Annotated in this window: 26 protein-coding genes; 14 read left to right on the top strand and 12 right to left on the bottom strand. The window is 66.2% G+C overall.

What is annotated here, in order from left to right:
- Window positions 1–14 precede the first annotated feature (14 nt).
- The 4 genes from ABD808_RS15285 to ABD808_RS15270 all read left to right on the top strand — a co-directional run bounded on the left by ABD808_RS15285 (window position 15) and on the right by ABD808_RS15270 (window position 3,199).
- Complete coding sequence (locus ABD808_RS15285; protein WP_344896469.1) at window positions 15–734, top strand: SDR family NAD(P)-dependent oxidoreductase; 720 nt, start codon at window positions 15–17, stop codon at window positions 732–734.
- A gap of 87 nt (window positions 735–821) precedes the next feature.
- Window positions 822–1,406, top strand: a complete 585-nt coding sequence (locus ABD808_RS15280) for an AAA family ATPase (protein ID WP_344896466.1) — start codon at window positions 822–824, stop codon at window positions 1,404–1,406.
- A 440-nt stretch (window positions 1,407–1,846) separates the two neighbouring features.
- Complete coding sequence (locus ABD808_RS15275) at window positions 1,847–2,329, top strand: hypothetical protein (protein ID WP_344896463.1); 483 nt, start codon at window positions 1,847–1,849, stop codon at window positions 2,327–2,329.
- Between the two features lie 246 nt (window positions 2,330–2,575).
- Window positions 2,576–3,199 carry a class F sortase gene (locus ABD808_RS15270; protein ID WP_344896460.1) on the top strand — a complete coding sequence of 208 codons (624 nt, stop codon included), beginning with the start codon at window positions 2,576–2,578 and terminating at the stop codon, window positions 3,197–3,199.
- 260 nt (window positions 3,200–3,459) lie between these two features.
- Here the strand turns inward: ABD808_RS15270 and ABD808_RS15265 are convergent, their stop codons facing one another.
- From ABD808_RS15265 to ABD808_RS15255, 3 genes are read right to left on the bottom strand one after another with little or no spacing between them, the layout of a single operon-like run.
- Window positions 3,460–3,894: a hypothetical protein gene (locus ABD808_RS15265; RefSeq protein WP_344896457.1), complete on the bottom strand. Its 435-nt coding sequence runs from the start codon at window positions 3,892–3,894 to the stop codon at window positions 3,460–3,462.
- A complete protein-coding gene (locus tag ABD808_RS15260) occupies window positions 3,836–4,189 on the bottom strand; it encodes a hypothetical protein (protein WP_344896455.1) in 354 nt (117 codons plus the stop codon). The genes ABD808_RS15265 and ABD808_RS15260 overlap by 59 nt, the downstream gene beginning before the upstream one ends.
- Complete coding sequence (locus ABD808_RS15255; protein ID WP_344896452.1) at window positions 4,179–4,934, bottom strand: hypothetical protein; 756 nt, start codon at window positions 4,932–4,934, stop codon at window positions 4,179–4,181. The genes ABD808_RS15260 and ABD808_RS15255 overlap by 11 nt, the downstream gene beginning before the upstream one ends.
- Window positions 4,935–5,250: 316 nt before the next feature.
- On the opposite strand from ABD808_RS15255, the gene ABD808_RS15250 reads away from it, so the two are divergent.
- The 5 genes from ABD808_RS15250 (at window position 5,251) to ABD808_RS15230 (ending at window position 7,900) form a co-directional block, all read left to right on the top strand.
- A complete protein-coding gene (locus tag ABD808_RS15250) occupies window positions 5,251–5,541 on the top strand; it encodes a hypothetical protein (protein WP_344896450.1) in 291 nt (96 codons plus the stop codon).
- On the top strand, window positions 5,522–6,049 hold the full coding sequence (locus tag ABD808_RS15245) for a DUF6879 family protein (protein ID WP_344896447.1): 528 nt from the start codon (window positions 5,522–5,524) through the stop codon (window positions 6,047–6,049). Before ABD808_RS15250 ends, ABD808_RS15245 begins: the two co-directional genes overlap by 20 nt.
- Window positions 6,050–6,052: 3 nt before the next feature.
- Window positions 6,053–6,565 (top strand): helix-turn-helix domain-containing protein, encoded by a 513-nt coding sequence (locus ABD808_RS15240; RefSeq protein ID WP_344896445.1) that lies wholly within the window; start codon window positions 6,053–6,055, stop codon window positions 6,563–6,565.
- Window positions 6,511–6,888: a Scr1 family TA system antitoxin-like transcriptional regulator gene (locus tag ABD808_RS15235; protein WP_344896442.1), complete on the top strand. Its 378-nt coding sequence runs from the start codon at window positions 6,511–6,513 to the stop codon at window positions 6,886–6,888. The genes ABD808_RS15240 and ABD808_RS15235 overlap by 55 nt, the downstream gene beginning before the upstream one ends.
- 382 nt (window positions 6,889–7,270) lie before the next feature.
- On the top strand, window positions 7,271–7,900 hold the full coding sequence (locus ABD808_RS15230) for a LysE family translocator (RefSeq protein ID WP_344896438.1): 630 nt from the start codon (window positions 7,271–7,273) through the stop codon (window positions 7,898–7,900).
- A 7-nt stretch (window positions 7,901–7,907) separates the two neighbouring features.
- On the opposite strand, the gene ABD808_RS15225 is transcribed toward ABD808_RS15230, so the two are convergent.
- A complete protein-coding gene (locus tag ABD808_RS15225; protein ID WP_344896435.1) occupies window positions 7,908–8,078 on the bottom strand; it encodes a hypothetical protein in 171 nt (56 codons plus the stop codon).
- Window positions 8,079–8,712: 634 nt separating this feature from the next.
- Window positions 8,713–9,669 carry a sulfotransferase domain-containing protein gene (locus tag ABD808_RS15220; RefSeq protein WP_344896432.1) on the bottom strand — a complete coding sequence of 319 codons (957 nt, stop codon included), beginning with the start codon at window positions 9,667–9,669 and terminating at the stop codon, window positions 8,713–8,715.
- Between the two features lie 586 nt (window positions 9,670–10,255).
- Between ABD808_RS15220 and ABD808_RS15215 the strand changes: the two genes are divergently transcribed.
- Window positions 10,256–10,447: a CsbD family protein gene (locus ABD808_RS15215; RefSeq protein WP_344896429.1), complete on the top strand. Its 192-nt coding sequence runs from the start codon at window positions 10,256–10,258 to the stop codon at window positions 10,445–10,447.
- A gap of 127 nt (window positions 10,448–10,574) precedes the next feature.
- Window positions 10,575–11,165: an alpha/beta fold hydrolase gene (locus tag ABD808_RS15210; protein ID WP_344896426.1), complete on the top strand. Its 591-nt coding sequence runs from the start codon at window positions 10,575–10,577 to the stop codon at window positions 11,163–11,165.
- A 55-nt stretch (window positions 11,166–11,220) separates the two neighbouring features.
- On the opposite strand, the gene ABD808_RS15205 is transcribed toward ABD808_RS15210, so the two are convergent.
- The 4 genes from ABD808_RS15205 to ABD808_RS15190 all read right to left on the bottom strand — a co-directional run bounded on the left by ABD808_RS15205 (window position 11,221) and on the right by ABD808_RS15190 (window position 14,768).
- A complete protein-coding gene (locus tag ABD808_RS15205; protein WP_344896423.1) occupies window positions 11,221–12,024 on the bottom strand; it encodes an ABC transporter permease in 804 nt (267 codons plus the stop codon).
- Window positions 12,021–12,998: an ATP-binding cassette domain-containing protein gene (locus tag ABD808_RS15200; RefSeq protein ID WP_344896420.1), complete on the bottom strand. Its 978-nt coding sequence runs from the start codon at window positions 12,996–12,998 to the stop codon at window positions 12,021–12,023. Before ABD808_RS15200 ends, ABD808_RS15205 begins: the two co-directional genes overlap by 4 nt.
- Before the next feature lie 664 nt (window positions 12,999–13,662).
- Window positions 13,663–13,908 carry a DUF397 domain-containing protein gene (locus ABD808_RS15195; protein ID WP_344896417.1) on the bottom strand — a complete coding sequence of 82 codons (246 nt, stop codon included), beginning with the start codon at window positions 13,906–13,908 and terminating at the stop codon, window positions 13,663–13,665.
- Complete coding sequence (locus tag ABD808_RS15190; protein WP_344896414.1) at window positions 13,905–14,768, bottom strand: helix-turn-helix domain-containing protein; 864 nt, start codon at window positions 14,766–14,768, stop codon at window positions 13,905–13,907. Before ABD808_RS15190 ends, ABD808_RS15195 begins: the two co-directional genes overlap by 4 nt.
- Before the next feature lie 204 nt (window positions 14,769–14,972).
- On the opposite strand from ABD808_RS15190, the gene ABD808_RS15185 reads away from it, so the two are divergent.
- Genes ABD808_RS15185 through ABD808_RS15175 form a run of 3 tightly spaced genes read left to right on the top strand, consistent with a single transcriptional unit; the run spans window position 14,973 to window position 16,017 of the window.
- Window positions 14,973–15,224 (top strand): hypothetical protein, encoded by a 252-nt coding sequence (locus ABD808_RS15185; RefSeq protein ID WP_344896411.1) that lies wholly within the window; start codon window positions 14,973–14,975, stop codon window positions 15,222–15,224.
- Window positions 15,224–15,622, top strand: a complete 399-nt coding sequence (locus tag ABD808_RS15180; RefSeq protein ID WP_344896408.1) for an ATP-binding protein — start codon at window positions 15,224–15,226, stop codon at window positions 15,620–15,622. The genes ABD808_RS15185 and ABD808_RS15180 overlap by 1 nt, the downstream gene beginning before the upstream one ends.
- Window positions 15,619–16,017, top strand: a complete 399-nt coding sequence (locus ABD808_RS15175) for a hypothetical protein (RefSeq protein WP_344896406.1) — start codon at window positions 15,619–15,621, stop codon at window positions 16,015–16,017. The genes ABD808_RS15180 and ABD808_RS15175 overlap by 4 nt, the downstream gene beginning before the upstream one ends.
- Here ABD808_RS15175 and ABD808_RS15170 read toward each other — a convergent pair.
- Genes ABD808_RS15170 through ABD808_RS15160 form a run of 3 tightly spaced genes read right to left on the bottom strand, consistent with a single transcriptional unit; the run spans window position 16,004 to window position 20,642 of the window.
- Window positions 16,004–17,473: an aldehyde dehydrogenase family protein gene (locus tag ABD808_RS15170; protein WP_344896403.1), complete on the bottom strand. Its 1,470-nt coding sequence runs from the start codon at window positions 17,471–17,473 to the stop codon at window positions 16,004–16,006. The two genes, ABD808_RS15175 and ABD808_RS15170, sit on opposite strands and share 14 nt — an antisense overlap.
- Entirely contained in the window at window positions 17,470–18,885 is a 1,416-nt protein-coding gene (locus ABD808_RS15165) for an MmgE/PrpD family protein (protein WP_344896400.1), read from the bottom strand. Before ABD808_RS15165 ends, ABD808_RS15170 begins: the two co-directional genes overlap by 4 nt.
- Window positions 18,885–20,642 carry a thiamine pyrophosphate-binding protein gene (locus ABD808_RS15160; protein ID WP_344897938.1) on the bottom strand — a complete coding sequence of 586 codons (1,758 nt, stop codon included), beginning with the start codon at window positions 20,640–20,642 and terminating at the stop codon, window positions 18,885–18,887. The genes ABD808_RS15165 and ABD808_RS15160 overlap by 1 nt, the downstream gene beginning before the upstream one ends.
- Window positions 20,643–20,690 lie beyond the last annotated feature (48 nt).

Here is a 20,690-nt window from a genome sequence, read left to right as displayed (position 1 = left end):
ATCGGAGAAGAGTCATGGCCACCGCACGTATCGCTACGATCATCGGCGTCGGACCGGGTCTGGGCATGTCCATGGCCCGCCGCTTCGGCCGGGAAGGTTTCCGGGTCGCCCTGGTCTCGCGCAGCGACGCTAGGCATGGCGCATATCTGGCAGACCTCGCCGCGCACGGCGTCGATGCCACCGCCCACGCCGCCGACGTCACTGACACCGAGCGATCGACCGCCGTGTTGGACGAGATCAAGGGCACTGGTGACGTCGAGTTCGTCTACTACGGTCCCGGCCCGACGACACAGCGGATCGTGCCGATCACCGACATCGACGTCCCGACCGCGCAGTCGGCGTTCGATTGGGTATGGCCGGCCGTGCACGTCGCTGGCGCCGTCCTGCCGGACATGCTGAAGCGGGGAACCGGAGGGCTGATCTTCGCCGGTGGCCTGTCGAGTGTCCGCCCCATGCCGATGCTCGGTCAGCTCGCCTTGGCCGCCGCCGCCCTGCGAAACTACGCACTGACCCTGAACGCCGCGCTGACCGACCGCGGCGTCTATGCCGGGACGCTGACGATCGGCGGACTGGTGGAACGCGGCGACATCCACGCGATGGTGACCACCGATCCCGAGAAATACGGCGTCGCCGACGGACACACCCTCAACCCGGACCAACTGGCCGACGCCGCCTGGACCATGTACCGCACCCGGGACCACGCAGAGCAGGTATTCGACGTCCTCGGCAAGTGATGTCGCCGCACCACCGAGGCCCTCGTTGGCGTGGTTGGTGGCGGGGTTCGAGAGCGGTGTGCTCGGCGAGCGTGCGACCGTTGTGGCATGAACTCGTCGTCCGTCCCTGGGCCGTCCCGCCACCAGGGCCAGGTCATCATCCTGACCGGGCCGCCCGGTTCCGGCAAGAGCACCGTGGCACAGCTGCTGGCCGATCGCCTGAGTCCCAGCGTGCACCTGCACAGCGACGACTTCTGGGGCTACGTCAAGCAGGGTTATCTCGCGCCCTACCTGCCCGAAGCGCATCAACAGAACCAGGTGGTCCTGCGGGTGCTCGTCTCGGCGGTCTTCGGCTATGCCGAGGGCGGTTACCAGGTGATCTGTGACGGGATCGTCGGCCCCTGGTTTCTTGATTTGTTCCGCGTGGCGGCCCAGGAGCGGGACGTGCCACTGAACTACGTCGTCCTCCGCCCGGACCAACGCACCACGTTGGAACGAGCCACGGCCCGGACTGGCGACGCTCTGACCGACCCTGACCCGATTGGCTCAATGTACGCCCAGTTCACCGACCTGGGCACCTACGAGCCTCACGTCCTGGACTCCACCAACCTGACCGCTACGGCAACCACCGACCTCGTCCTACAAGGCATCGCAAGAAGCACCTACCTCCTCAACGCTTCCGCCGATTCATAAGAACTTCGTCCGCTGGGGAAGTACGCCGGTCCACCACCGGCCCGCTGGCGCTACCCCGCGCGTTGCCGGGGCAATGAGCGACGCGGAACTTTGTTGCCCCCTTGCCTCAAATCACCACCATTCGCCATCCGTCCGGGCGCGGTGGGCGACGTCCACCACTACCGGCGAAAACACGACATGTCCCAGTTGCGATCTCTCAAGCCCAGCCGCTGCCCAAGGCGACGTGACGCGGTTGGACGGTTGAGTTCAAGAGTGCCTCCGAGATCGACTAAGTTTCGAGAGTGAAGCACTTCAGACGACCATGATGATCTCTAATATGCGTTTCCCCAGTGTTTACGAATAGCGTGACATGTGCCGCATCCCTTTGGGCAGCGTGATCACGAAAGGTGATGCCGGACACCTCCGGCAAACGCCGAGATCACAGGTTCAAGGGAGAAAGAATGAGAAGTAGTGCGCGCACTGGCATGGTGGTCGCGGTGGCCGGGGCGGTAAGCGGCCTGACCATGCTGAGCGGCGGTGCCACCGCCCTGGCGACGACCACCGGCGCATCGCTGGAGAAGCCCACCGCTGGCAACCTCTGCCATTACGAGGTCATCGCGCGGCACGGGCTCAGGGTCCACGAGACGCCGCGAGGCAAGGTGATCCCACCGGCGCTGAAGTTCGGCTCGCGTGTCCTGGCGGACTGCACGCCGAGCCATGGCTGGGTCGAACTGCACGGGGGCGTGCCGGTGTCGCAGCGCCACGGCGTGGTCTTCGCGAAGTATCTGAAGCGGATCAAGCCCGCGGGCGGTGTCTCCGCCGGTGGCGGCGGCACCTCCGCCGCGACGAACCCGATGCTGGCCGGTGCCGGAATCGGCGCGCTCGTCCTTGGCGCGGGTGTCGCGATCTCCGCTCGACGCCGCCAGACGAGGAACCTCGCCTGACCGTTCGGCGGTCGGCCGACCACCCAGGGTCGACCGGCCGCCGTCCCCGTCCACCTCCCGGATCGGGTGATATTCCACCGAATTCGGCACGGCTGAATTGTCGGGCCACATTCACGTCGAACGAGAGAATTCCATGGTGCCGCCGGGCAGGGAGACCACCAGTCGAGGGGGAGAATGAAGACAAAAAGAACACGTGAAGCGAAGCGAAGTGGCAGATCGGTCCAGCTGCGGTACCTGCTGGCCGCCGTGATCATCTCGACGGGCGTCGCCCTGTGCGTCGTCGGGTTCCGGCTGACCGGCCCCGAGGCGCCACCGCGGCCGCCCGCGTCGGTCGCGGACATCCCCGCGGACCCGGCCCCGAACCCGCAGCAGGCGCTTCCCGCGTCCGTCCCGAAACAGATCAGGATTCCGTCCATCAAGGTCGACGCACCGATCGCCCCGGTCAACGTCCAGCCGGACGGAACACTCGAGGTACCACCACTGAGCCGCGTCGACGAGGCCGGCTGGTACAGAGGCGGGCCGACCCCGGGCGAGAATGGTCGCAGCGTCCTCGTCGGCCATGTCGACTCGAAGAAGGAGCCGGGTGTCTTCTACAGCCTGGGCGCGCTGCGCCCAGGGCGCCGGATCGAGATCGCCCGCGAGGACGGCACGACAGCGGCCTTCCGCGTCGACGGCGTGAGGCGCGTCTCCAAGGACAGGTTCCCGAGCGACAGCGTCTACGGAGACGAAGGCACACCGGAACTGCGTCTCGTCACCTGCGGCGGCAACTTCGACCGCAAGCGGGGCCACTACGACGACAATGTCATCGTCTACGCGTCCCTGATCCAGAACGCCGAGAACGGCGGCAAGCCGCCAAGTACGCCACACTGATCCCGATCTACACGGAATAGACGTTCGTGACGCGGCCACTCGGGGCCCGCTACGAGCTGACCGCTCCGCTCAACCAGGGCGGCATAGGCCAGGCGTGGGAGGCGGGGTCGACCGGCACTAGCCATGGGCCACGTGTTCCTTTGCCCGACCTTGCGGGTCCCCTGCTGTCCCTAACCACTACCACGCCGTCGGCAGGAGCGACCTCCACACACGTGCCGTTCTAATGGCTGTGCCTGATACGCAAGGCTAGATGGGACAGGTTAGTCTCCTTGGACCTGGCCGTAGCGTGCTTGCGGAGGTCCTTTTAGCGGCTGCCTGTATTTCAAGCTGCTCGCATCCAAGAGCAGGCTTGTTAGGTCTTCGATCTGATTCGCGGGGAAGGTGATCTGAGCGTTCGGCTCGGGTCGTGCGTTCCCCTCGTTAGTCGGGAACAGCCATACCACCGCCTGCCACGCCTCTGGGTGCGTCCATCGGCGTACGCGCTGGCCGAACACCACGTTGGCACCAACGATGCCGATCAGCCGGTTGGCATCTACGCTGGGCAGCTTCACCCAGGCGTAACCCTTGTAGAAATCGACCCACCGCTGTCGGTCACTCGCTGGCATGGACGATCCGTGTCCGTTGTGGTCGATCGACTCACCGATATCCTGGCAGCAACCAAGGGTCGTTAAACTCAGCTTCCACATGATGCGCATGAGCGGGACCATCGGTGCGTCGATCCCAACGAGACCGCCGTTGGGGATGGCGATCCGCGTGTGCGTGCCGCAGAATGATCGGCTCGGAACCGAATCGCTCGACCGCGTATTTCAGAATGACCGTCCTGTCATCGTCCAGAAGCAGACGCTCCACTCCCGACATCGACCACACGCGAACCTGCTCGCGTGCGGTGACCACGGCACCGATCTGCTTGGTGAGCGCGTTGACTGTTTCCGGTCGAATGGCCACCCCCGCACGGGCGGCTTTTTGACCGTCCAGCGGCTCATCTGCCACAGGAACGAACCCTCTCAATCCATTCGCGGCGAAACGCCCGCAGCTCTCGGCGGAACCTCTGGATATCCGCCCCGTAGGGGGCTACGCAGCCGCCAGCCATGTGCTGCTCCTGTCCTGACTGGCAGCCGTGGACCAATCTCCCGCCCAGGGCGGCGTGCGCCTTGATCTGCTCGGTCCGGCGCGGCTCGTTGAACCATGATCCGTGGTACAAATGATCGAGTTTCTCAGCTTCGTGCGAGTCAAGGTCGAACACCACCTTGGCGGCTTCGCCGAACATCCACGCTGGGCCGACGTTGCCGATGCTGCCATCCAACTCGACGCGGTTGAGGGCCATCATGGTGCCCATCTCGGTCAGCGCCCGCAGATCCCGGGAGGTGACTCCCATCTCGGCGAGCGACGGGTCCTCCAGGTACTCCTCGCGGAACGTGTGGCAGTAGACCGCGTATGCGGTCGTGAGAACCTTGGCCGGGTCACTAGTGCGGCAGCCGTGTTCTTTGATGTAGTCCAGCGTCATCTGCTCGACCACAGTCTCCGTCGTTTCTTGCGCATCCAGCAGGTTCGACCTAACACCATCCCAGTCGCAGAGCAGCCATGTTGGATTCTCATAGCGAAAGAAATAGGCCACCGGGTCGATGGAGATTATCGCACCCTCGACTGTAACGCCCTTAATCCGATTCCACCCGTTGCGAAACGGCTTCGGTAGCTTCACGACGATGGGGATGGCCTCGTGCTTGATGGTGGTCATCTTGGCTCCTCCCAGAACCTGTCGAAACCCGGCAAGGTGTCGAGTCGTTTTGAGCCACGGTTCGAGCTCCCTCGCACGCTAACCGCTCTGCCAGCCCGCACCCAAGGCAATTGCCATTGTTTGCCAGCCTGCTCGTTGACCAGACGAGGAGCGTGTTTGACGATCCAAAAAGGAAAGGATCTGGCAAACCCCCAGCAGGAGGACGATCACGCAGATACGGTTCCTGGGCAAGGAGACGACCGGCGGCGACAGCCCGACCCTGTACACCACCGACCGTCAGACCTACCTCATCCAGGGCTACAAGATCACCGATCCGGTGATCCTTTCCAAGCTCGATATCCCGGAGGACGAGACTTGTGTGGAGATCTACGCGAGACTCCTGGCGCATCTGTCGGACAACGGGGTTACGGGTGTGGTCACGACCTGGGCGCCCCCGATCGTGCACGTGCTCGAGAACGGTGACTTCGTCGTTCAAGGAGAACGAGTCACCGACCCCAAGGTCCGCGCGCAGATGGCCATGCCGGACAACGAAGATTGCGTTGAGGTTCCGATGGAGGCCCTGAGAGCATTGCTGGAGGAGGCCGATCATGAAGCTGATGACGCCTGAAGAACGCGACGAGTTGCTCGGCACCTTCAAACGCGACGCCTTCCACTTGGAGCTCAAGGACTCCTACGGCGCCGCGTACGAGGACGCCCCTTTGTCGCGCTGGCTCCGGGGTGAACCCAACGACTTCACCTGGCTTCAGCCATGGCTGGAGCGGGTTCGCCACGCCACGCGGTTCGGGAGAACCGTGCGCCGAGTCCGGGTCGTCAGCGAGCCACTCACCGAGTACATCCGCTGGGAGCACTCTGTCACCCCCCTCAATCAGGAGGCAGGGGAAGACATCCGCTGGCTCTCGCGCTGGCTTCTCCCCGAGGACATTGTGCTTCCGTTCGGCGGAAACGACTGGTGGCTCTTCGATGACGAGTTGGTCACCGTCGGCCATTTCGACGACGAGGGACGCGTCAAGGGCTCCGAACTGATCACCGACCCCGGCTTGGTGGCCGACTGTGGTCGGGTTCGGGATCAGTTGTGGACCATTGCCATCCCACACGACAAGTACAGGCCCGCCTGAGTCGTGTCTGGCCAGGCACAGCAGGCCCGAGAGGCGTTGGGGGCCCGTCTGCGTGATCTCCGCAAGGATGCGGGACTCACGGGGCGCGCCCTCGCCGCCCTGGCGGGATGGGATCTGGCCAAGATCAGTCGGATCGAGCACGGCAGGCGCACCGCAAAGGAGGCCGACATTCGGATCTGGTGCCTCCACTGCGACGCCGAAGACGAGATACCCGAGCTGATCGCCACCGTCCGCAACATCAACATCATGTGGCTGGAATGGCGGCGCACTCTCAGGACCGGGACCAAGATCCGGCAACAACATTCTCTCGGTCTTTACGAGCGGACCAAGGTCTTCCGGGTCTACCAGCCAACGGTTGTCTGGGGCACACTCCAGACGGCCGCGTATGCCACTGCGTCCTCGGCCAAGTCGTGGATTTCTACGGAGTCCCTGACGATATCGACCGAGGTGTCGCCGCCCGTATGGAACGCCAACAGTTTCTCTACGACGGCGACCGACGCTACAACGTCCTCCTAGGTGAGCAGGCCCTTTACACCAATGTCGGTGGGCACGACGTCCTGCGTGGCCAGCTCGACCGGCTCCTGGCCATACTGACTCTGCCCCGCCTGAGTCTCGGCGTCATCCCCACCAAGGCTGCCTACCAGCTCTGGCCAGGGAATTCGTTCATCATGTTCGATGAGCGCGTCGTCATGGTTGAGACCTACTCGGCCGAGCTGACCATCACCCAACCTCACGAGATCGCCCTCTACGGCAAGGCATTTACCGCACTCCAGCGTTCAGCCGTCTATGGCCGACCCACGCGTGACCTCATCGCCCGAGCCCTCGCCAGCCTGGAATAGCCCGACGAGAGCCTTCAACCAACGGACCCTTAACCTCCTACCGTTTATCAAGCTCGTCAGAAGGTCCAATGCGAGAACCTTGTGGCCGCCTGGCTCGACCCACCACCAGCTGAGTTCCCAGACGTGATGAGGACGGGCGCGGATCTTGCTCACGCACGAGCGACCTGGCGAGGTTGTGATCTCCCAGGGACGACGAGCGACGCCGGATTTACCGGACCGTTCGTGATCGCAAACTTGTTGCGAACCCTCCAGGGGCGATGAGCGATCGGCGGTGGGTGTGGCTATTCTGCATGGGCCTGTTCATCCGGCTCAGCTGGCATCTCCCATCTGCCTTAGTGAATCCCGGCTGACTGAGCGCTGGCGGAGCTGAGAAGATCATCGGGTGCTGGTCGATCCGCATCTGCTCGCCGTGTTCACGGCGACGACCATTGTCGCCCTGGTCACTCCCGGTCCCGACATGCTGTTCGTGCTCGGGTGTGGCATGCGGGGCGGCGCCCGTGCTGGACTGCTGGCCACCGTTGGTGTGATCACGGGTGACGCGTTGTACGTCGCCGCAGCCGCGGCCGGGCTCGCCGTGCTGCTGACGGCGTTTCCCGTCGTGTTCACGGCAATTCGGGTCATCGGCGCGGCATACCTGATCTACCTGGGTGTCCAGATGATCCGTAACCGCAAGAACGGCCAAACCGATGATCGGGCCGCCAGCGGAATGTCGGGTCGACGCGCCTTCCTCAACGGCGTGGTCTCCTCCATGGCCAACCCGCAGACGTTCGCCTTCATGGTGGCTTTCCTTCCTCAGTTCATCGAACCTGGGGCGGGGCCGGTCTGGCCGCAGTTCGCCATCCTCGGCGGCATTTTGATCGTCCTTGAATTCTTGGCGGATGGAACGGTCGGCGTCCTGGCCGGACGGATCGGCGTCTGGCTGCGCGCACGCCAGGCGGTACGCCGCCGGATCGACGCCGTGACCGGGAGCGTGTTCATCGGCCTGGGTATCAGGCTTGCAGCCGAGCGCTGAGGGGGACTCACGCGGGCATGGGTCCGACCGTGGTGAGTCTGTGAGCTGGGCTGTTGTGACCTGGGCTGTTTGATCGCGGGACCTGCTGGTCGACGGCGACCCGCACCAGGTCCACCTGCTCCAAGCTGAGGCCGCCCGCCGCAGCGTGCCGATCCACCTCGTCTGCGATCTGATCCACATGTTCGACTATCGCTGGCGAGCCGCCCGCCGTCTGCGTGACGCCCAAGACCCGAGGCGCGCATCCCGCTGTGCACTGGGCCTGCTGGTCGACCGCGAACAGCATCGCCTTCACCAGGCTCGCAACCAGGAGAGACACACGCTCACAGGTTGATCAATGCAATCGCTGCATCCGAGTCGCTCTCTCGGCGCTGAGCGAGGCGAGGTCACTGGTGCCCTGACTGGTTGGAACGGTCCTGTTTGGCCCCGCCCGGACGGCTTGACGTGGCCCCACCGGGTGCGCGTTCCGCGCTGTTGTGACGGCTTGAGGTTTCCCCGCCTTTGCGGTTTCAGGTGTCGACGGGTCAGCGGCCGTCGGCGACCGGGGAGTCGGGGTCGAATCGCAGGCGGGCCTCGTCGGGGCTTGTGGCCAGGGCCCTCATCGACCAGGCCTGGCGGTCAGGCTGATGGCGGTCAGCTTCGCCGATGGTGAGCTACCGTCAACGGCGGCCAACCATATCGCGCACATTCCACGCTCTGTCTTGCAGTCGGCTGGAGCGACGGTGTGGGCAACCCGGCACCCGTCGGGCGAGATCACCGGATGCGACGGCACGACGCCGTCGGCCACCAGTTCCGCGGTCAGCTCCGGCGCGTCTTCACTCTTGCACCGGGTTGCCTGCCGTCGGCAGCGCGGGCCGATGGATCCAGGCCGCAAGGTCCGCGGGCGCGCATTCGGCGACTCGGGCGGCGTACCGGGGAAGCTCATCCTCGCTGAGGATCTGCCGCCACTGGCCTGTTGATCCGCTGTGGAAGAACTGGCTGTGGTCGTGATAGAAGCCGTCGTGGCTGGCTTCGGGCGCGAGCTCGCCCGCCCGGCCCTTCATGACCGCGAACGTGGCGGCCTGGACCAGGTCCGGCCAGGCTGTCTCGGTGATGGCGATCCCGAGCCGGGCCGCTATGTAGCGCATCTGCCCTTCGAGGTCATCAAGGAGGTCCTCGTAGCGCAGCAGCACGATGTTCGGCTGGTCGCGGACCTGCCAGAACGTGTCCAGATGGTGAAGCATGATCTCCAGGTCGGACACGGCCTTCCCGGGCGCGGCCGGATTGACCCAGGACCAGAAGCGCTCGCGCGCGGTCCCGCTCGGCAGGGACGGAGCGGCGGCCAGCAACTCGTCAAGGACCGCGGCGCCCACGGCATCCTCCCGCAATGCGAGGGACACGGCCCGGTCGGTGTTGCTGGCATGACTGTCCAAGGACACGGCCACATCCCGGGGGTCCCGGCTTACGCAGAGGTAGGTGACCCGGTCGTCGAAGGGCAATCCGTCGAGGGGCGCATGGGTCTTGATGAACCGCCGGTGCGCCTGTGCCTCGAGGTCGGCCAGCACTCCGGTGAGCGGGCGCAGCAGGACGTCCAGCCACGGCGAGATCTGGTCGAGCGGCCGGTCGAATGTCGCGCTCTTGAAGATCTCCAGGGCGCAGATCATCTGCAGCCAGGTCGTGCCGCACTTCGCCGGGGTGCTGATCACGATGTCGCCGGGACGGAACACGAACCCATCCCAGCGGGCCGAGTCCGTAAAGGAGATCTGGTAGCGAAAGCGTTCCCCGAAGCCCATGCGGGGAGAGTGGCGGCAACCAGATCGGGCCGTCAACCGTGCCGTGAATGACCAGAGCGCCCCGCTAGCGCAATGACCGGAACGCGGCGCGGACCTCGGTGGTAAACAGCGTCGGTTCCTGCCAGGCAGCGAAGTGGTTGCCTGGTCCGGTGTTGTTGCGAACCCTCCAGGGGCGATGAGCGACTTCAAGGAACGGCGATCCTCCGGAACCCCTCGTCAGCACACTTGCGCATGAACTGCCTCATATGGGGCACATGGTGGCCCGTACGCGACGGAGAGGGGCACACGATGGGGCTGCTGGGACGTTTCCGGCGGCGGGCGGCAAGGCAGCGGGGGACGGCGCTGTCGCCGCGAGGGCGACACTGTGTGCCGACCTTCCGGGAGATGCACGCGAGGATGCGGACCGAACGCGCCGAAGCCGCGCTCCTGGAGACCGAGGCGCAAATCCATCAAGAGGCGAAGCGGTACCGCCGCGGTGCCCGCTTCATCGGTTGATGTCCCCCGCCAAAGCGATCTGAGCGGGCGGGCACGCCGTAGTCGTCCACGGGAGATCCGCGGACGGCGACACCAGATCAGGGAGGATCCCATGGGTCTGATCGACAAGCTGAAGAACAGGACGCAGCGTGGCAAGGGGCGCGCCAAGGAGAACGCGGGGCGCGAGTCGGGCGATCCGTACTTGGAAGCAGAGGGGCGCAAGGACCGCATCGCGGGCGGCGCCAAGCAGGTCGGTGAGAAGGCCAAGGACGCGGCCCGGGAAGCCCGGCGTACCGCCGAATGATGACCCTGGGCCGAAGGCCACTTCTCCACCAGTGCGCCGCCGTTTCAGCATGGGCTTGAGCCCTCTTGCCTGATGTGCTCGCAGAGAATTAGGAGACCGGTGATCTTTGACGGCCTCACCCTGGACTATGTCAACGTCGGTGAGGTCGAACTGCGAGTTGGGCACGGTGGGGAAGGGACGCCAGTGTTGTTACTGCACGGTCATCCCCGGACGCACGCCACCTAGCACAAGGTCGCGCCACTGCTTGCGGACCAGTTCACCATGGCATGCCCGGACCTGCGGGAAGTCGTCCAAGCCGCGGACCGACGCCGATCACACGCCGTACTCCAAGCGCGCGATGGCCAGCGACATGGTGAACCTGATGCGGGAACTCGGTCACGACGAATTCGCCGTCGCGGGACATGACCGCGGGGCGCTCGTGGCGTTCCGAACCGCCATGGACCATCCGGAGGCGGTCAGCGCGCTGATCCCCATGGACGGGCTGCCAGTGATCGAGCATCTCGAACGCGTCCAAGGACGACCTGGAAGACCTGTACGGAGATCGTTGCGGATCTGGCGGAACTGGGCCGACGACGTCCGCGGCCACCGCATCGACTCCGGCCACCACATGGCCGAGGAAGCCCCCGAACCTGTGTGCCCGCCTCTCTCCGCTCCTTCCTCGCCGCGCTCCGCCCCCAGCGCTCAACGAGCTACGTGGGGAACCCCGATGGTTGAGTAGCGGACATCTAGGTTTCCCTTTTCGGCTGGCGCCCCCATGGGGCGGGGTGGTCACTTCACGCCTGTTTCCGATAGGAGTGGAAAGCACGCGTGGACAGCAGGCCCGTGACGAGGGCTGCGGCCGCGAGCAGCCCCAGGTGCGTCCAGACCGTGCTCCAGTCGGTGTGGGCGCCCATCGCCTCCCGGGCCGCGACGACCGCCCATTCCATGGGGTTGTAGTCGGCGACGCCACCGACCCAGCCGGGGGCGAGGCCGAGATCCATCACGGCCGAGCTGAGGAACATCAGCGGCAGCGTGGTGAACTGGGAGATCGCGATGAGGGTCGCCTGCTGGCGGGTCAGCAGCGCCACCGTGTCGGACAGTGCGGAGAAGATCAGGGTCAGCAGCACCGCGGCAAGCAGTGTGACGCCCACGCCAGAGACGCTTCCAGGGAAGCGGGCCCCGGCGGCCAGGGCGATGGCGACGATGATCAGGCTTTGGACGAGCGTTTGGATCGCCTGGTAGCCCAGGGTCGCGATCACGATGGCGCCCCGGCTGGCGGGGGAGGTGAGCATCCGGTCCATCACGCCACGGTCGATGTCCTGCAAGAACGTCGTTCCTGCCCACGCGCTCGCGAACAGCGCGGTCATCATCACCACGCCCGGCGTGAGGAACTGGAGGAAGCCGCCGTCGCCGTGCCTGAACCCGGGGAGGTCCACCACCGAGCGGAACAGCTGTCCGAACAGCAGCAGCCAGATCACGGGTTGCACCAAGCCGATGACGAGGAAGGTCGGCATCCGCCGGAGGGCGCGCAGCAGCCGACCGGTCAGGAGCGCGGCGTGCGTCAGCGTGGTCAGTGGGCGCTGGTGTGCGGTGGTCACTTCGTCGCCTCCATGGCCTTCGGGGTCCCGTCAGTGCCGAGGCTGTGGCCGGTGTGCCGCAGGTAGACGTCATCGAGCGAGGGGCGGGCGAGAGCCGCGGAGGTCACGGTCAGGCCCGCTTCCTCAAGTGCGGCCAGTGCGGGTGGCAACGTCCCGGCACCGTCGTCGGTTCGGCCACGGACGGTGCTCCCGTCCATGGTGACGTCCCGCAATCCGGGCACCCTCCGAAGTGCCGCGAGCGCCCTGTTGTCGGCTTGGGCCAACTCGATGTGCACCGCGTCGCCGCGCAGGCCGCTCTTGAGTTCGTCCGGGGTTCCGGCGGCGACCACCGTGCCATGGTCGACGATCGCGAGCCGATCGGCGAGGTGGTCGGCCTCCTCCAGGTAGTGCGTCGTCAACAGCACGGTCACGTGCTCGTCCGCGGTCATCCGTGCGATCTCGGCCCACATTTCGCTGCGGGCGTGAGGGTCGAGGCCGGTCGTCGGCTCGTCGAGGAAGAGCACCTGAGGGCGGTGCATCAAGCCGAGCGCGACGTCGAGCTTGCGCGCCATTCCGCCGGAGTAGGTCCGCACCAGCCGGTTCGCGGCGTCGGCCAGCCCGAACCTGTCGAGGAGCTCGCGGGCGCGCGCCGTGGCGTCCCGCCGCGACATCCCGTGCAGGCGTCCGGCGAGCAGGAGGTTCTCCACAGCGGTGCCCGTCGGGTCCGTTCCGGACTTCTGCGACACGAACCCGATCGCCCGGCGCACCTGCTCGGGCCGCGTCGCCACCTCGATCCCGGCGACGCGAGCCGATCCGGAGTCGGCTGCCGAGAGCGTCGAGAGGATCTTCACCGTGCTCGACTTGCCTGCCCCGTTCGGCCCGAGCAGCCCGAAAACGGTCCCCTTCGCCACGGCGAAGCTCAGTCCCCGCAGTGCCGTGACAGGCGGCTTGTTCCTGCCGACCGGATAACTCTTGACCAGGTCGACGGCCTCCACAGCCGCACCTACCACGTGGGCAGCACCCATCGTCACACCCCTTGTCAGGATCTGGTGTGACTCTCACCTTCCTGGTGTCATCAGACACGAGGAGGCTTGATGGCGAGGGCTGAACCCTACGGTGAGCAGTCGCCGCAGACGCTAACACACAATTGCGCCGCCCTAGTGGTGGCGGCGGGGCAAACATCGTCCCACTGCCGCCAGGTGACAGCCGTCCCGGCGTCGCGCATTTGGACAGGCCCGCCCTGCTCGTCGAGCACGAGGAAAAGCCGCCCGACCAAGACGGCCATCCGCCCGGGAACGCACTGCCCCGCCCCACAATCTCCACCTAGCACGCAAGAGATTGGCCATCACCCTGCGTTGCGAACCCTCCGGGGGTGATGAGCGACACGCGCGAGGGTAAAGTCCCAGGTCAGAGCCGCGGTGAGCGAGTCGCGGAGGGGTGGTTTTACAGTGACTCGGCGGTAGTGCAGACGTGCAGGTCACAGCGTTGCCGTGGGGGCATTCCGATGACTCGGGCGTCAGCGTCCCGGTCGGTCAATGTGATCCTGCCTCCTGCGTGCTGCACCGATCGCATCGCTGAGGTCGGCGGCCTCAACGCGGTGGCTGCTTGCGCTGCTTCGGGTGCTCTTTCGCCACGTCGCGTGCGCTAGGTCAAGTGGTGTCAGTTCGTGCCCTCGGCGAAGCGCCCGGACTTCACCTCGGTGAGGAAGGCGCTCCATTCTTGAGGGGTGAAGGCGAGGTGGCCGGCGTTCGGGGCCTTGCTGTCTCGCACGCCGACGGTCGCGTCGAGGTTGGCGACTTCGACGCAGTTGCCGCCGGCTCCGTTGCTTCGCGTGCTCTTGCGCCATAGGGCGCGGGTTACGTCGGGGGCGCGCATGATTCCGCCCTTCCTTGCTTCGATCGTCACGTCTTCTGCGTCATCTTGTCGGCTACGCGGGCGATGAGCGCCAGTGAGTCGCTCGGCCGGAGAGCTGCCGCACGCAAGTGGTCAAATGCCATGGTATAGCGCTCAATCTCGGGCGGCTTCTCCAAGTAAAGCCCGCCTGTCTGCTCCTCCATGTAGACCACCTTGGGGTCGGATGGCTCGGGGAAGCCCAAGATGGTGAAGGCGCCACTCATCGCGGGGTGGGCGCCCGCATCGAACGGCAGCACCTGAAGAGTCACGTTCGAGAGTTTGGCCAGGTCGCGAAGATGCGCGAGTTGCGCCCGCATGGTGTGGTCGCCGCCTACGAGGCGATGGATCACGGCCTCGTTGAGGACGGCCCAGAACTTTGGGGCGCCCGGTACGGTCAGGCGTTCGGTGCGGGCCATGCGAAGTTCGACGCGCTTGTCGATCTCGGCTTCCTCGTCTATGGGGAACGATTGGAAGACTGCGCGAGCGTAGTCCGCCGTCTGGAACAGACCGGGGACGTGCTCGGACTCGTAAGCGTCCATGGTCACTGCGTCGGACTCAAGGCCGACGTAGACCTCGAACCAGGCCGGGATCGCTTCGCCGTAGCTGTGCCACCAGCCCTTCTGCTTGGCTTCGCGGGCCAGCGCGAGCAGTACCTCTCGGGCTTCGCCCTCGATTCCGTACACGTTCAGCAGGTACTTGACGTCACGTGGGAGCACGCTGACGCGAGCGTTCTCGATGCGGCTGACCTTGGCGTTCGACCACTCCAGTTGTTCGGCCACGTCGTCGAGGGTCAGTCCGGCCGCGTCACGGAGTCGGCGCAGCTCGCCAGCGAGGCGGCGACGCTTCACCGTGGGCGCACTCTTTGCAATCATTCCAATACCCCTTGTGATCAGTAATCTGCATCTGTAAGTTGCGGATGCAGAGTCCGGCTGCAACGCAAAGCATGCCACCCGTAGCGGAGCGTGCGCAGCTGAACGCCCACGCTGGGTGATCGAGATTCGCGACAACGCCCGGCGATCACGAGGGGAGATGGGGTGACCTTGGTGGAGAGCGGCGGGCCGGGTCGAAGGGCGCCAGTGACCGAGGAACGGTTCAACCTGCTGGTCACGCTGATGTGGGACCTGCGGGAGCTGGGGCGGGGGTCGGTGCTTTATTTGGATGGGGCGGCGGAGCCGGTTTTGTCTGTGCCGGTTTTGTCGCGGCGGCGGGCGCTGGCGGTGCTCGTTGTTCAGGAGCGGGGTGGGTGGGCTTATCTGTGGGACGCCGTTCAGAAGGCGCCGGTCGGGCATGTGCGGGAGGCTGCGCGGCGGATCGCCGGGGTGCGGTGATGATCGTCTGGGACGCGGTGCACGTCGGCAGGATGTGTGCGGACGTGCGAGAAGTGCGGGCGCGGGTTCGGAACGCGCTCATGGGGTGTGGGGACGGGTTCGACTTGGACGATGTCGAACTCATGGTCAGCGAGATCGCTACCAATGCCGTCCGGCACAGTGCCAGTGGGATGCCCGATGGTGGGGTCTGGGTGCGGGTGCTGGTGTCAGCGCAGCGGTTGCGGGTGGAGATCGGGGACGACGGCAGGGCAGTGGGGTGTCCGACAATTCCGGCTCAGGGGGCTGGGTGGGGTGAGTCTGGGCGGGGGCTCCTGGTGGTGGACGGGCTGGCCGATCGGTGGGAGACATTAGTGGATGGGGACGGGCGCCACACTGTGTCGTTCGAGGTCGTGCGGTGAACGTGCGCGGTGTGTTGGCGGCGCTGCGGCGGGCTGTTGGGACCGAGGCGGACTGGCAAGGGCTCACTCGGCGGGACGAGGCGCGGGCCGTCCGAGAACTGATGGCTCAGCCGTACCCGGAAACCGTCTTCCTGTTCGTCGGCTTAGGGCCTGAGGCACGCAAGGCGTTCGAGATGTTTCCGGACGAAGTACGGGCGTGGCGCGCCATGGCGAACATGGAGGCGGCACGGGCTCGGGTGTGGTCCCGGCAGGGGCGAGTGTGGGACGCGGGCATGTGCGCTGGACGTGCGCAGGCGTATCGGGCAGCGGCCGCTCAGGTTGAGGAGGTACTGATCGAGTCGCTTGGGCTGTGGGACGAATACGAACGGCAGTCGGGTGAAGTCACAGGCGGATGATTGTTGTTTTTAGTTGGGAGTAGTGATCTAGGGCTGCTAGGCCTTTTTCGCGGCCCCAGCCGCTTTGTTTGTAGCCGCCGAAGGGGGTTTCTACTCCGCCCGCCTGGTATTCGTTGATGAAGACCTGGCCTGCTTCGAGGTCGCGGGCCAGGGTTAGGGCTCGGCTTATGTCGCGGGTGTAGATGCCTGCGGCTAGGCCGTAGGGGGTGTTGTTGGCTATTTCCAGGGCCTCGTCCTCGGTGGTGAAAGGGAGGACGCAGACTACTGGGCCGAAGATCTCCTCGTTGGCTATCCGCATTTCGTGGTCTACGCGAGTGAACACTGTGGGCTGGACGAAGTAGCCTCGGGCCAGGTCGCCGTCTGAGTAGCGGGCACCGCCTGTCACTGAGATGGCGCCCTCCTGGCCGCCCAGCTTTATGTAGCCGAGGACGCGGTCTAGTTGGGTTCTGGAGATGAGGGGGCCCAGCATCGGGTCGCGCATTCCGGGGCCTACGGTCACCTTGGCGAGGGTGGCCACGATGCGGGCGATGACCTCGTTCAATGCGTCCGTGTGGACGAGTAGGCGGGTGGCGGCGGAGCAGATCTGGCCCGCGCTGTGCGTCATTGTGCGTAGGACGCTGGCGGCTACGGTATCTAGGTCTGCGTCCGGGAAGATTATGTTCGCGGATTTGCCGCCCAGTTCCAGGCCTACGGGGATGATGCGGTCGGCCGCGGTTTTGGCTACCAGGCGTCCGGTCTCTACTGAGCCGGTGAATGAGATGCGGCGGACCAGGGGGTGTTCGACCAAGGCTTGCCCGGCCTCTTCGCCCAGGCCGGTTACTACGTTGAGGATGCCTGGGGGGAGGCCTGCTTCCAGCGCTAGTTTGCCTAGGCGGATGGCTGTGAGCGGGGTTTCTTCGGCGGGTTTCAGGACAACTGAATTGCCTACCGTCAGTGCGGGGGCGGCTGCTCGGGCCGCCTGGTTGAGCGGGGCGTTCCACGGGACGATGACGCCTACCACCCCGTATGGCTCCTTGGCTGTTACGGCCATGTGTTCGGCGTCCAGCGGGAGGTGGCTTCCTTCTAGCTTGTCGCAGATTCCCGCGTAGTACTCGAAGTAGCGGGCCGCCAGTTGGACGTCTCGTTTGCCCTGGCTGAGGGGCTTGCCTGAGTCGAGCGTCTCCATGACCGCGAGCTGGTCGATGTCATTTAGGAGGAGGCGGCTTAGGCGGGCCAGTGCGCGGCCGCGTTCGTGGGGGGCTCGGCGGGACCATTCTGGGGATCGGTATGCCTCGTGTGCCGAGATTGCCGCTCGGTCCACGTCGGGGGCCGTACCGCGTGGGACTTCGGCCAGGGGCTCGCCAGTGGACGGGTCGTAGGTGGTCAGCCATTCGCCGGACGTGGCGGGGACGGCTCGGCCTGCGATGATCATGGCGTGGCGGTCGACGGTCGGCGGGGATGTGCTCGGTGCGGTCATGAGGGGCTCCCTTGGGCGAAGTCCACGTTGACCTCGGCCATGGCTGCGGTGAAGTCGGTCAGGGACGGGGCTGTCGCCAGTCCGCGGAGGGCGTCCAGGAGTTGTTCGGCTCCGTTGAGGCCGTGGGCGCAGGCGCGGAACTTGGCGGCGATGTCGTCCGCCGTCATCGGGTTGCCTGGGCTGCCGACGTTGTGCCGGAGATGCTCCTCGTGGACGGTTCCGTCCGACAGTTCGACTCGGACGCCGCCAGGGAACGCGGCCGGGTATTCGTCGTACTCCACTACCTCGTAGTCGACTCGGCGCGCCACATCCAGGACGGTCGGGTCAGAGAGGCGTTCGGTACGGAAACCGTCCGGGCCCAGTGAACCGTCCACCACTGTTAGGGCGAGGGTGAAGGGGAGGCTGAAGCGGGCGTCGTAGACGGTTCGGGGTGTGTGTTTGTCTGCCAAGGGCTCGCAGACGAGGTGCAGGTACGCGGACGGTACTAGTGCGGTGAAGCGGCGGATGCTCGCGGCGTCTTCGGGGGTTAGGGCCAGGCGGTCGCGGAGGGCTCGCCAAGCATCAACGGAGGCGTGGACGCAGTGACCGGCCGGATAGGGCTTTGTGGAGACTCCAGTGCCTGTCCATTCTTCGCCCAAGCCGGTGAAGGCGTCTTCCTTTGACTCCACGCCTGCGAACGATCTCAGCAGGCCAGATGGGCCTTCCAAGACGGTGGCCGGGCCCGTCGCACCGTGACGGGCCAGTTTCGCGGCTGTGATCGCGCCCTTGCCCGCCCAGCCGGGGTGCATCTGCTTGGCGTCGGTGCCGTCCGAGAAGAACTCCATCAGGCCCGACGCCATGCTCCCGGCGAGTCCGGCCGCACTGACCGCCTGCGTCAGCGGGAGGTCGAGCAGCCGGGCCACTACGGCGGTCGCCGGGATGATGCCCAGTACGGATGTCGGGTGGAAGCCGCGTTGTTGGAGGGGTTTGCCCGGTGCGAGAGCGCCGAGGCGGGCCGCTAGTTCGTAGCCGATCGCGGCTGCCGCCAAGACGTCGCGGCCGGACGCGCCCGTTTGCTCGCCGACTGCCAGTGCCGCCGGGACGAGGACCACGCTCGGGTGGATCATCGTGGCCGTGTGGGTGTCGTCGTAGTCCATCCCGTGGGCGAGCATGCCGTTGGCGAAGCAGGCGTCGTCCGCGCGGACGCGGTGTCCGCCTGACGCCCAGACCGACGCGGGGCCCGGGGCCGGTTCGTCCAGCACTAGGCGTGCGGCGGCTGACCCCAAGTTCCGCCCGGCGCAGGCCAGGGCCACGCCTACCGTGTCGGTGAAGCGCAGGGCCGTCCAGGCGAGGACGTCGTCGGGGACGTCGTGCGCGCTCAGCGCGAAGTCGAGCATGCGCTCGGTCAGGGTCGTGTCCCGTCGCGCGGCCATCAGACGGGAGGGTGCGCCAGGCCGCGGTCGGCGAAGTTCGACGGATACCTGTAGTGGACGGACCGGTATCCCTCGCTCTCCGGGTCGATGTCCACGTCGATGACGGTGGGCTCGCCGCTGTCGAGGGCCTTGCGGACGGCGTCCTTGATCTCTTCCGGGGCCCGGACGCGGACGCCCTGCGCACCCATCACGCGGGCCCAGTCGGCGAAGTCGATCTCGTGCCGTTTGCCGCTGCCCTCGTCGACGTAGTCGGTGAGCGAGTGGCGCCCGTAGAACTTCACCATCTGTTCGCGTTCGATCTGGAGCGTGCCATTGCTGAGCACGACCACCACGATCGGGACGCCCTGTTCGACGGCCGTGAGCAATGCCGAGCCGGTCATGACGAACGAGCCGTCGCCGATGACCACGATGGTGGGCTCGTCCGGACGGGCCAGTGCCGCGCCCACAGCGCCCGGCAACGTCCAACCCATGCGGTGGAAGAAGCCCGAGTGGATGTAGTGGCGGCTCAGTGCGCGTAGGAACGGCGGGCCGAACGACAGGGAATGGCCGGTGTCGAACAGGACCGTCGCGTCCGGGGCCTGCTCGGCGACCACGTCTGAGAGGTCGGAGAAAACACGGGCGTATCCCATGGGGGCGGCGTCGGACGTGCGGCGTGGTGCGACCTCCGCCTCCCATTCGTCGCGGAGTTGGCCGAGGTGTTCCAGCCAGGCCGTGCGGTCGGCTTGCGGACGCCCCTCCAGCGCGGCCGCCAAACCCACGAGCGCCAGGCGGGCGTCGGAGACGATCGCGACGTCCGTTGGGTAGACGCGGGCCAGTTCGCCGTCGTCGATGTCTATGTGGACGAGCTTCGTCCCGCCGGGGATGTCGTGCAGCGTCCAGCCGCCGGTGTCGATGTCGCCGAAGCGAGTGCCAACGCCGATGAGGACGTCGCATTCGCTGGCCGCCCGGTTCGCCTGGAGGGTTCCGGCGCGGCCGACGCAGCCGAGGGACAGCGGGTGGTCCTCCGGGATGGCGCCCTTGCCCGGCGTGGCCGTCTCGACCGGGATGGAGAAGCGTTCGGCCAGGTCAGCCAGCTCCTTCCAGGCGCGCGAGTTGTGGATGCCGCTGCTGACCGACAGCAGGGGGCGTTCGGCGGAGGCGATCAGCTCGGCGGCCTCCTCCAGGGCCTGCGGGTCGGGGCCGGGGCGGGCGATCCGCGTCCAGCGGGACAGGTCGGGGACGCCGCGCACCTCGATCTCGGTGTGCTGGATGTCGAACGGAAGCTGCACCACCACCGGGCCCGGACGGCCGCTGATCGCCGTCTTGTACGCGCGCAGGACCATCTCCAGCGCGTTGTCCGGACGGGTCACGCTGAACGACGCCTTCGTCAGCGGCTTCAGCGTGAGCGGCCACTCCTCCGGCCCGTACCGGTAGACCTCTTCGATGCCGCCGCGTCCGTACCACTGGGTCGCGCCGCCGCCCGCCAGCACCAGCAGGGCCGACGAGTCGAAGAACGCCGACGCCACAGCGGGCGTGATGTTGGCGCTGCCAGGACCGACCGACGTGGTGACCACCGCCATGGGTGGTTCCCGGCGGCTGCGCCAGTAGCAGTCCGCCATGTGGACGGCGTGGTCCTCGCTGCGGGCGGCGATGGTGCGGATCGTTGTCTCGTGGACGAGCGAGTCGAGGAGTTTCCAGTTGCCGTGGCCGTTGTAGCCGAAGCAGAACTCCGTGCCCGCCGACTCCAGTGCCTTCGCGATGGCCGTGGCCAGTTGCATCCGCACCCGACGCACCTCCGTTCAACAGAGAATATCGTATATAAAATG

Origin of the sequence: Actinomadura meridiana, from assembly GCF_039537545.1 — a bacterium.
GTDB classification, from domain to species: Bacteria; Actinomycetota; Actinomycetes; order Streptosporangiales; family Streptosporangiaceae; genus Spirillospora; species Spirillospora meridiana.
This window is presented reverse-complemented; position numbering and strand designations above follow the sequence as displayed.

Excerpts from the sequence above, each read along its gene's own strand:
- ABD808_RS15285 (WP_344896469.1), top strand. The coding sequence starts at position 15 with ATGGCCACCGCACGTATCGCTACGATCATCGGCGTCGGACCGGGTCTG.
- ABD808_RS15280 (WP_344896466.1), top strand. The coding sequence starts at position 822 with ATGAACTCGTCGTCCGTCCCTGGGCCGTCCCGCCACCAGGGCCAGGTC.
- ABD808_RS15275 (WP_344896463.1), top strand. The coding sequence starts at position 1,847 with ATGAGAAGTAGTGCGCGCACTGGCATGGTGGTCGCGGTGGCCGGGGCG.
- ABD808_RS15265 (WP_344896457.1), bottom strand. The coding sequence starts at position 3,894 with ATGCGCATCATGTGGAAGCTGAGTTTAACGACCCTTGGTTGCTGCCAG.
- ABD808_RS15255 (WP_344896452.1), bottom strand. The coding sequence starts at position 4,934 with ATGACCACCATCAAGCACGAGGCCATCCCCATCGTCGTGAAGCTACCG.
- ABD808_RS15245 (WP_344896447.1), top strand. The coding sequence starts at position 5,522 with ATGAAGCTGATGACGCCTGAAGAACGCGACGAGTTGCTCGGCACCTTC.
- ABD808_RS15235 (WP_344896442.1), top strand. The coding sequence starts at position 6,511 with ATGGAACGCCAACAGTTTCTCTACGACGGCGACCGACGCTACAACGTC.
- ABD808_RS15220 (WP_344896432.1), bottom strand. The coding sequence starts at position 9,669 with ATGGGCTTCGGGGAACGCTTTCGCTACCAGATCTCCTTTACGGACTCG.
- ABD808_RS15215 (WP_344896429.1), top strand. The coding sequence starts at position 10,256 with ATGGGTCTGATCGACAAGCTGAAGAACAGGACGCAGCGTGGCAAGGGG.
- ABD808_RS15210 (WP_344896426.1), top strand. The coding sequence starts at position 10,575 with ATGTCAACGTCGGTGAGGTCGAACTGCGAGTTGGGCACGGTGGGGAAG.
- ABD808_RS15190 (WP_344896414.1), bottom strand. The coding sequence starts at position 14,768 with ATGATTGCAAAGAGTGCGCCCACGGTGAAGCGTCGCCGCCTCGCTGGC.
- ABD808_RS15180 (WP_344896408.1), top strand. The coding sequence starts at position 15,224 with ATGATCGTCTGGGACGCGGTGCACGTCGGCAGGATGTGTGCGGACGTG.
- ABD808_RS15170 (WP_344896403.1), bottom strand. The coding sequence starts at position 17,473 with ATGACCGCACCGAGCACATCCCCGCCGACCGTCGACCGCCACGCCATG.
- ABD808_RS15165 (WP_344896400.1), bottom strand. The coding sequence starts at position 18,885 with ATGGCCGCGCGACGGGACACGACCCTGACCGAGCGCATGCTCGACTTC.
- ABD808_RS15160 (WP_344897938.1), bottom strand. The coding sequence starts at position 20,642 with ATGCAACTGGCCACGGCCATCGCGAAGGCACTGGAGTCGGCGGGCACG.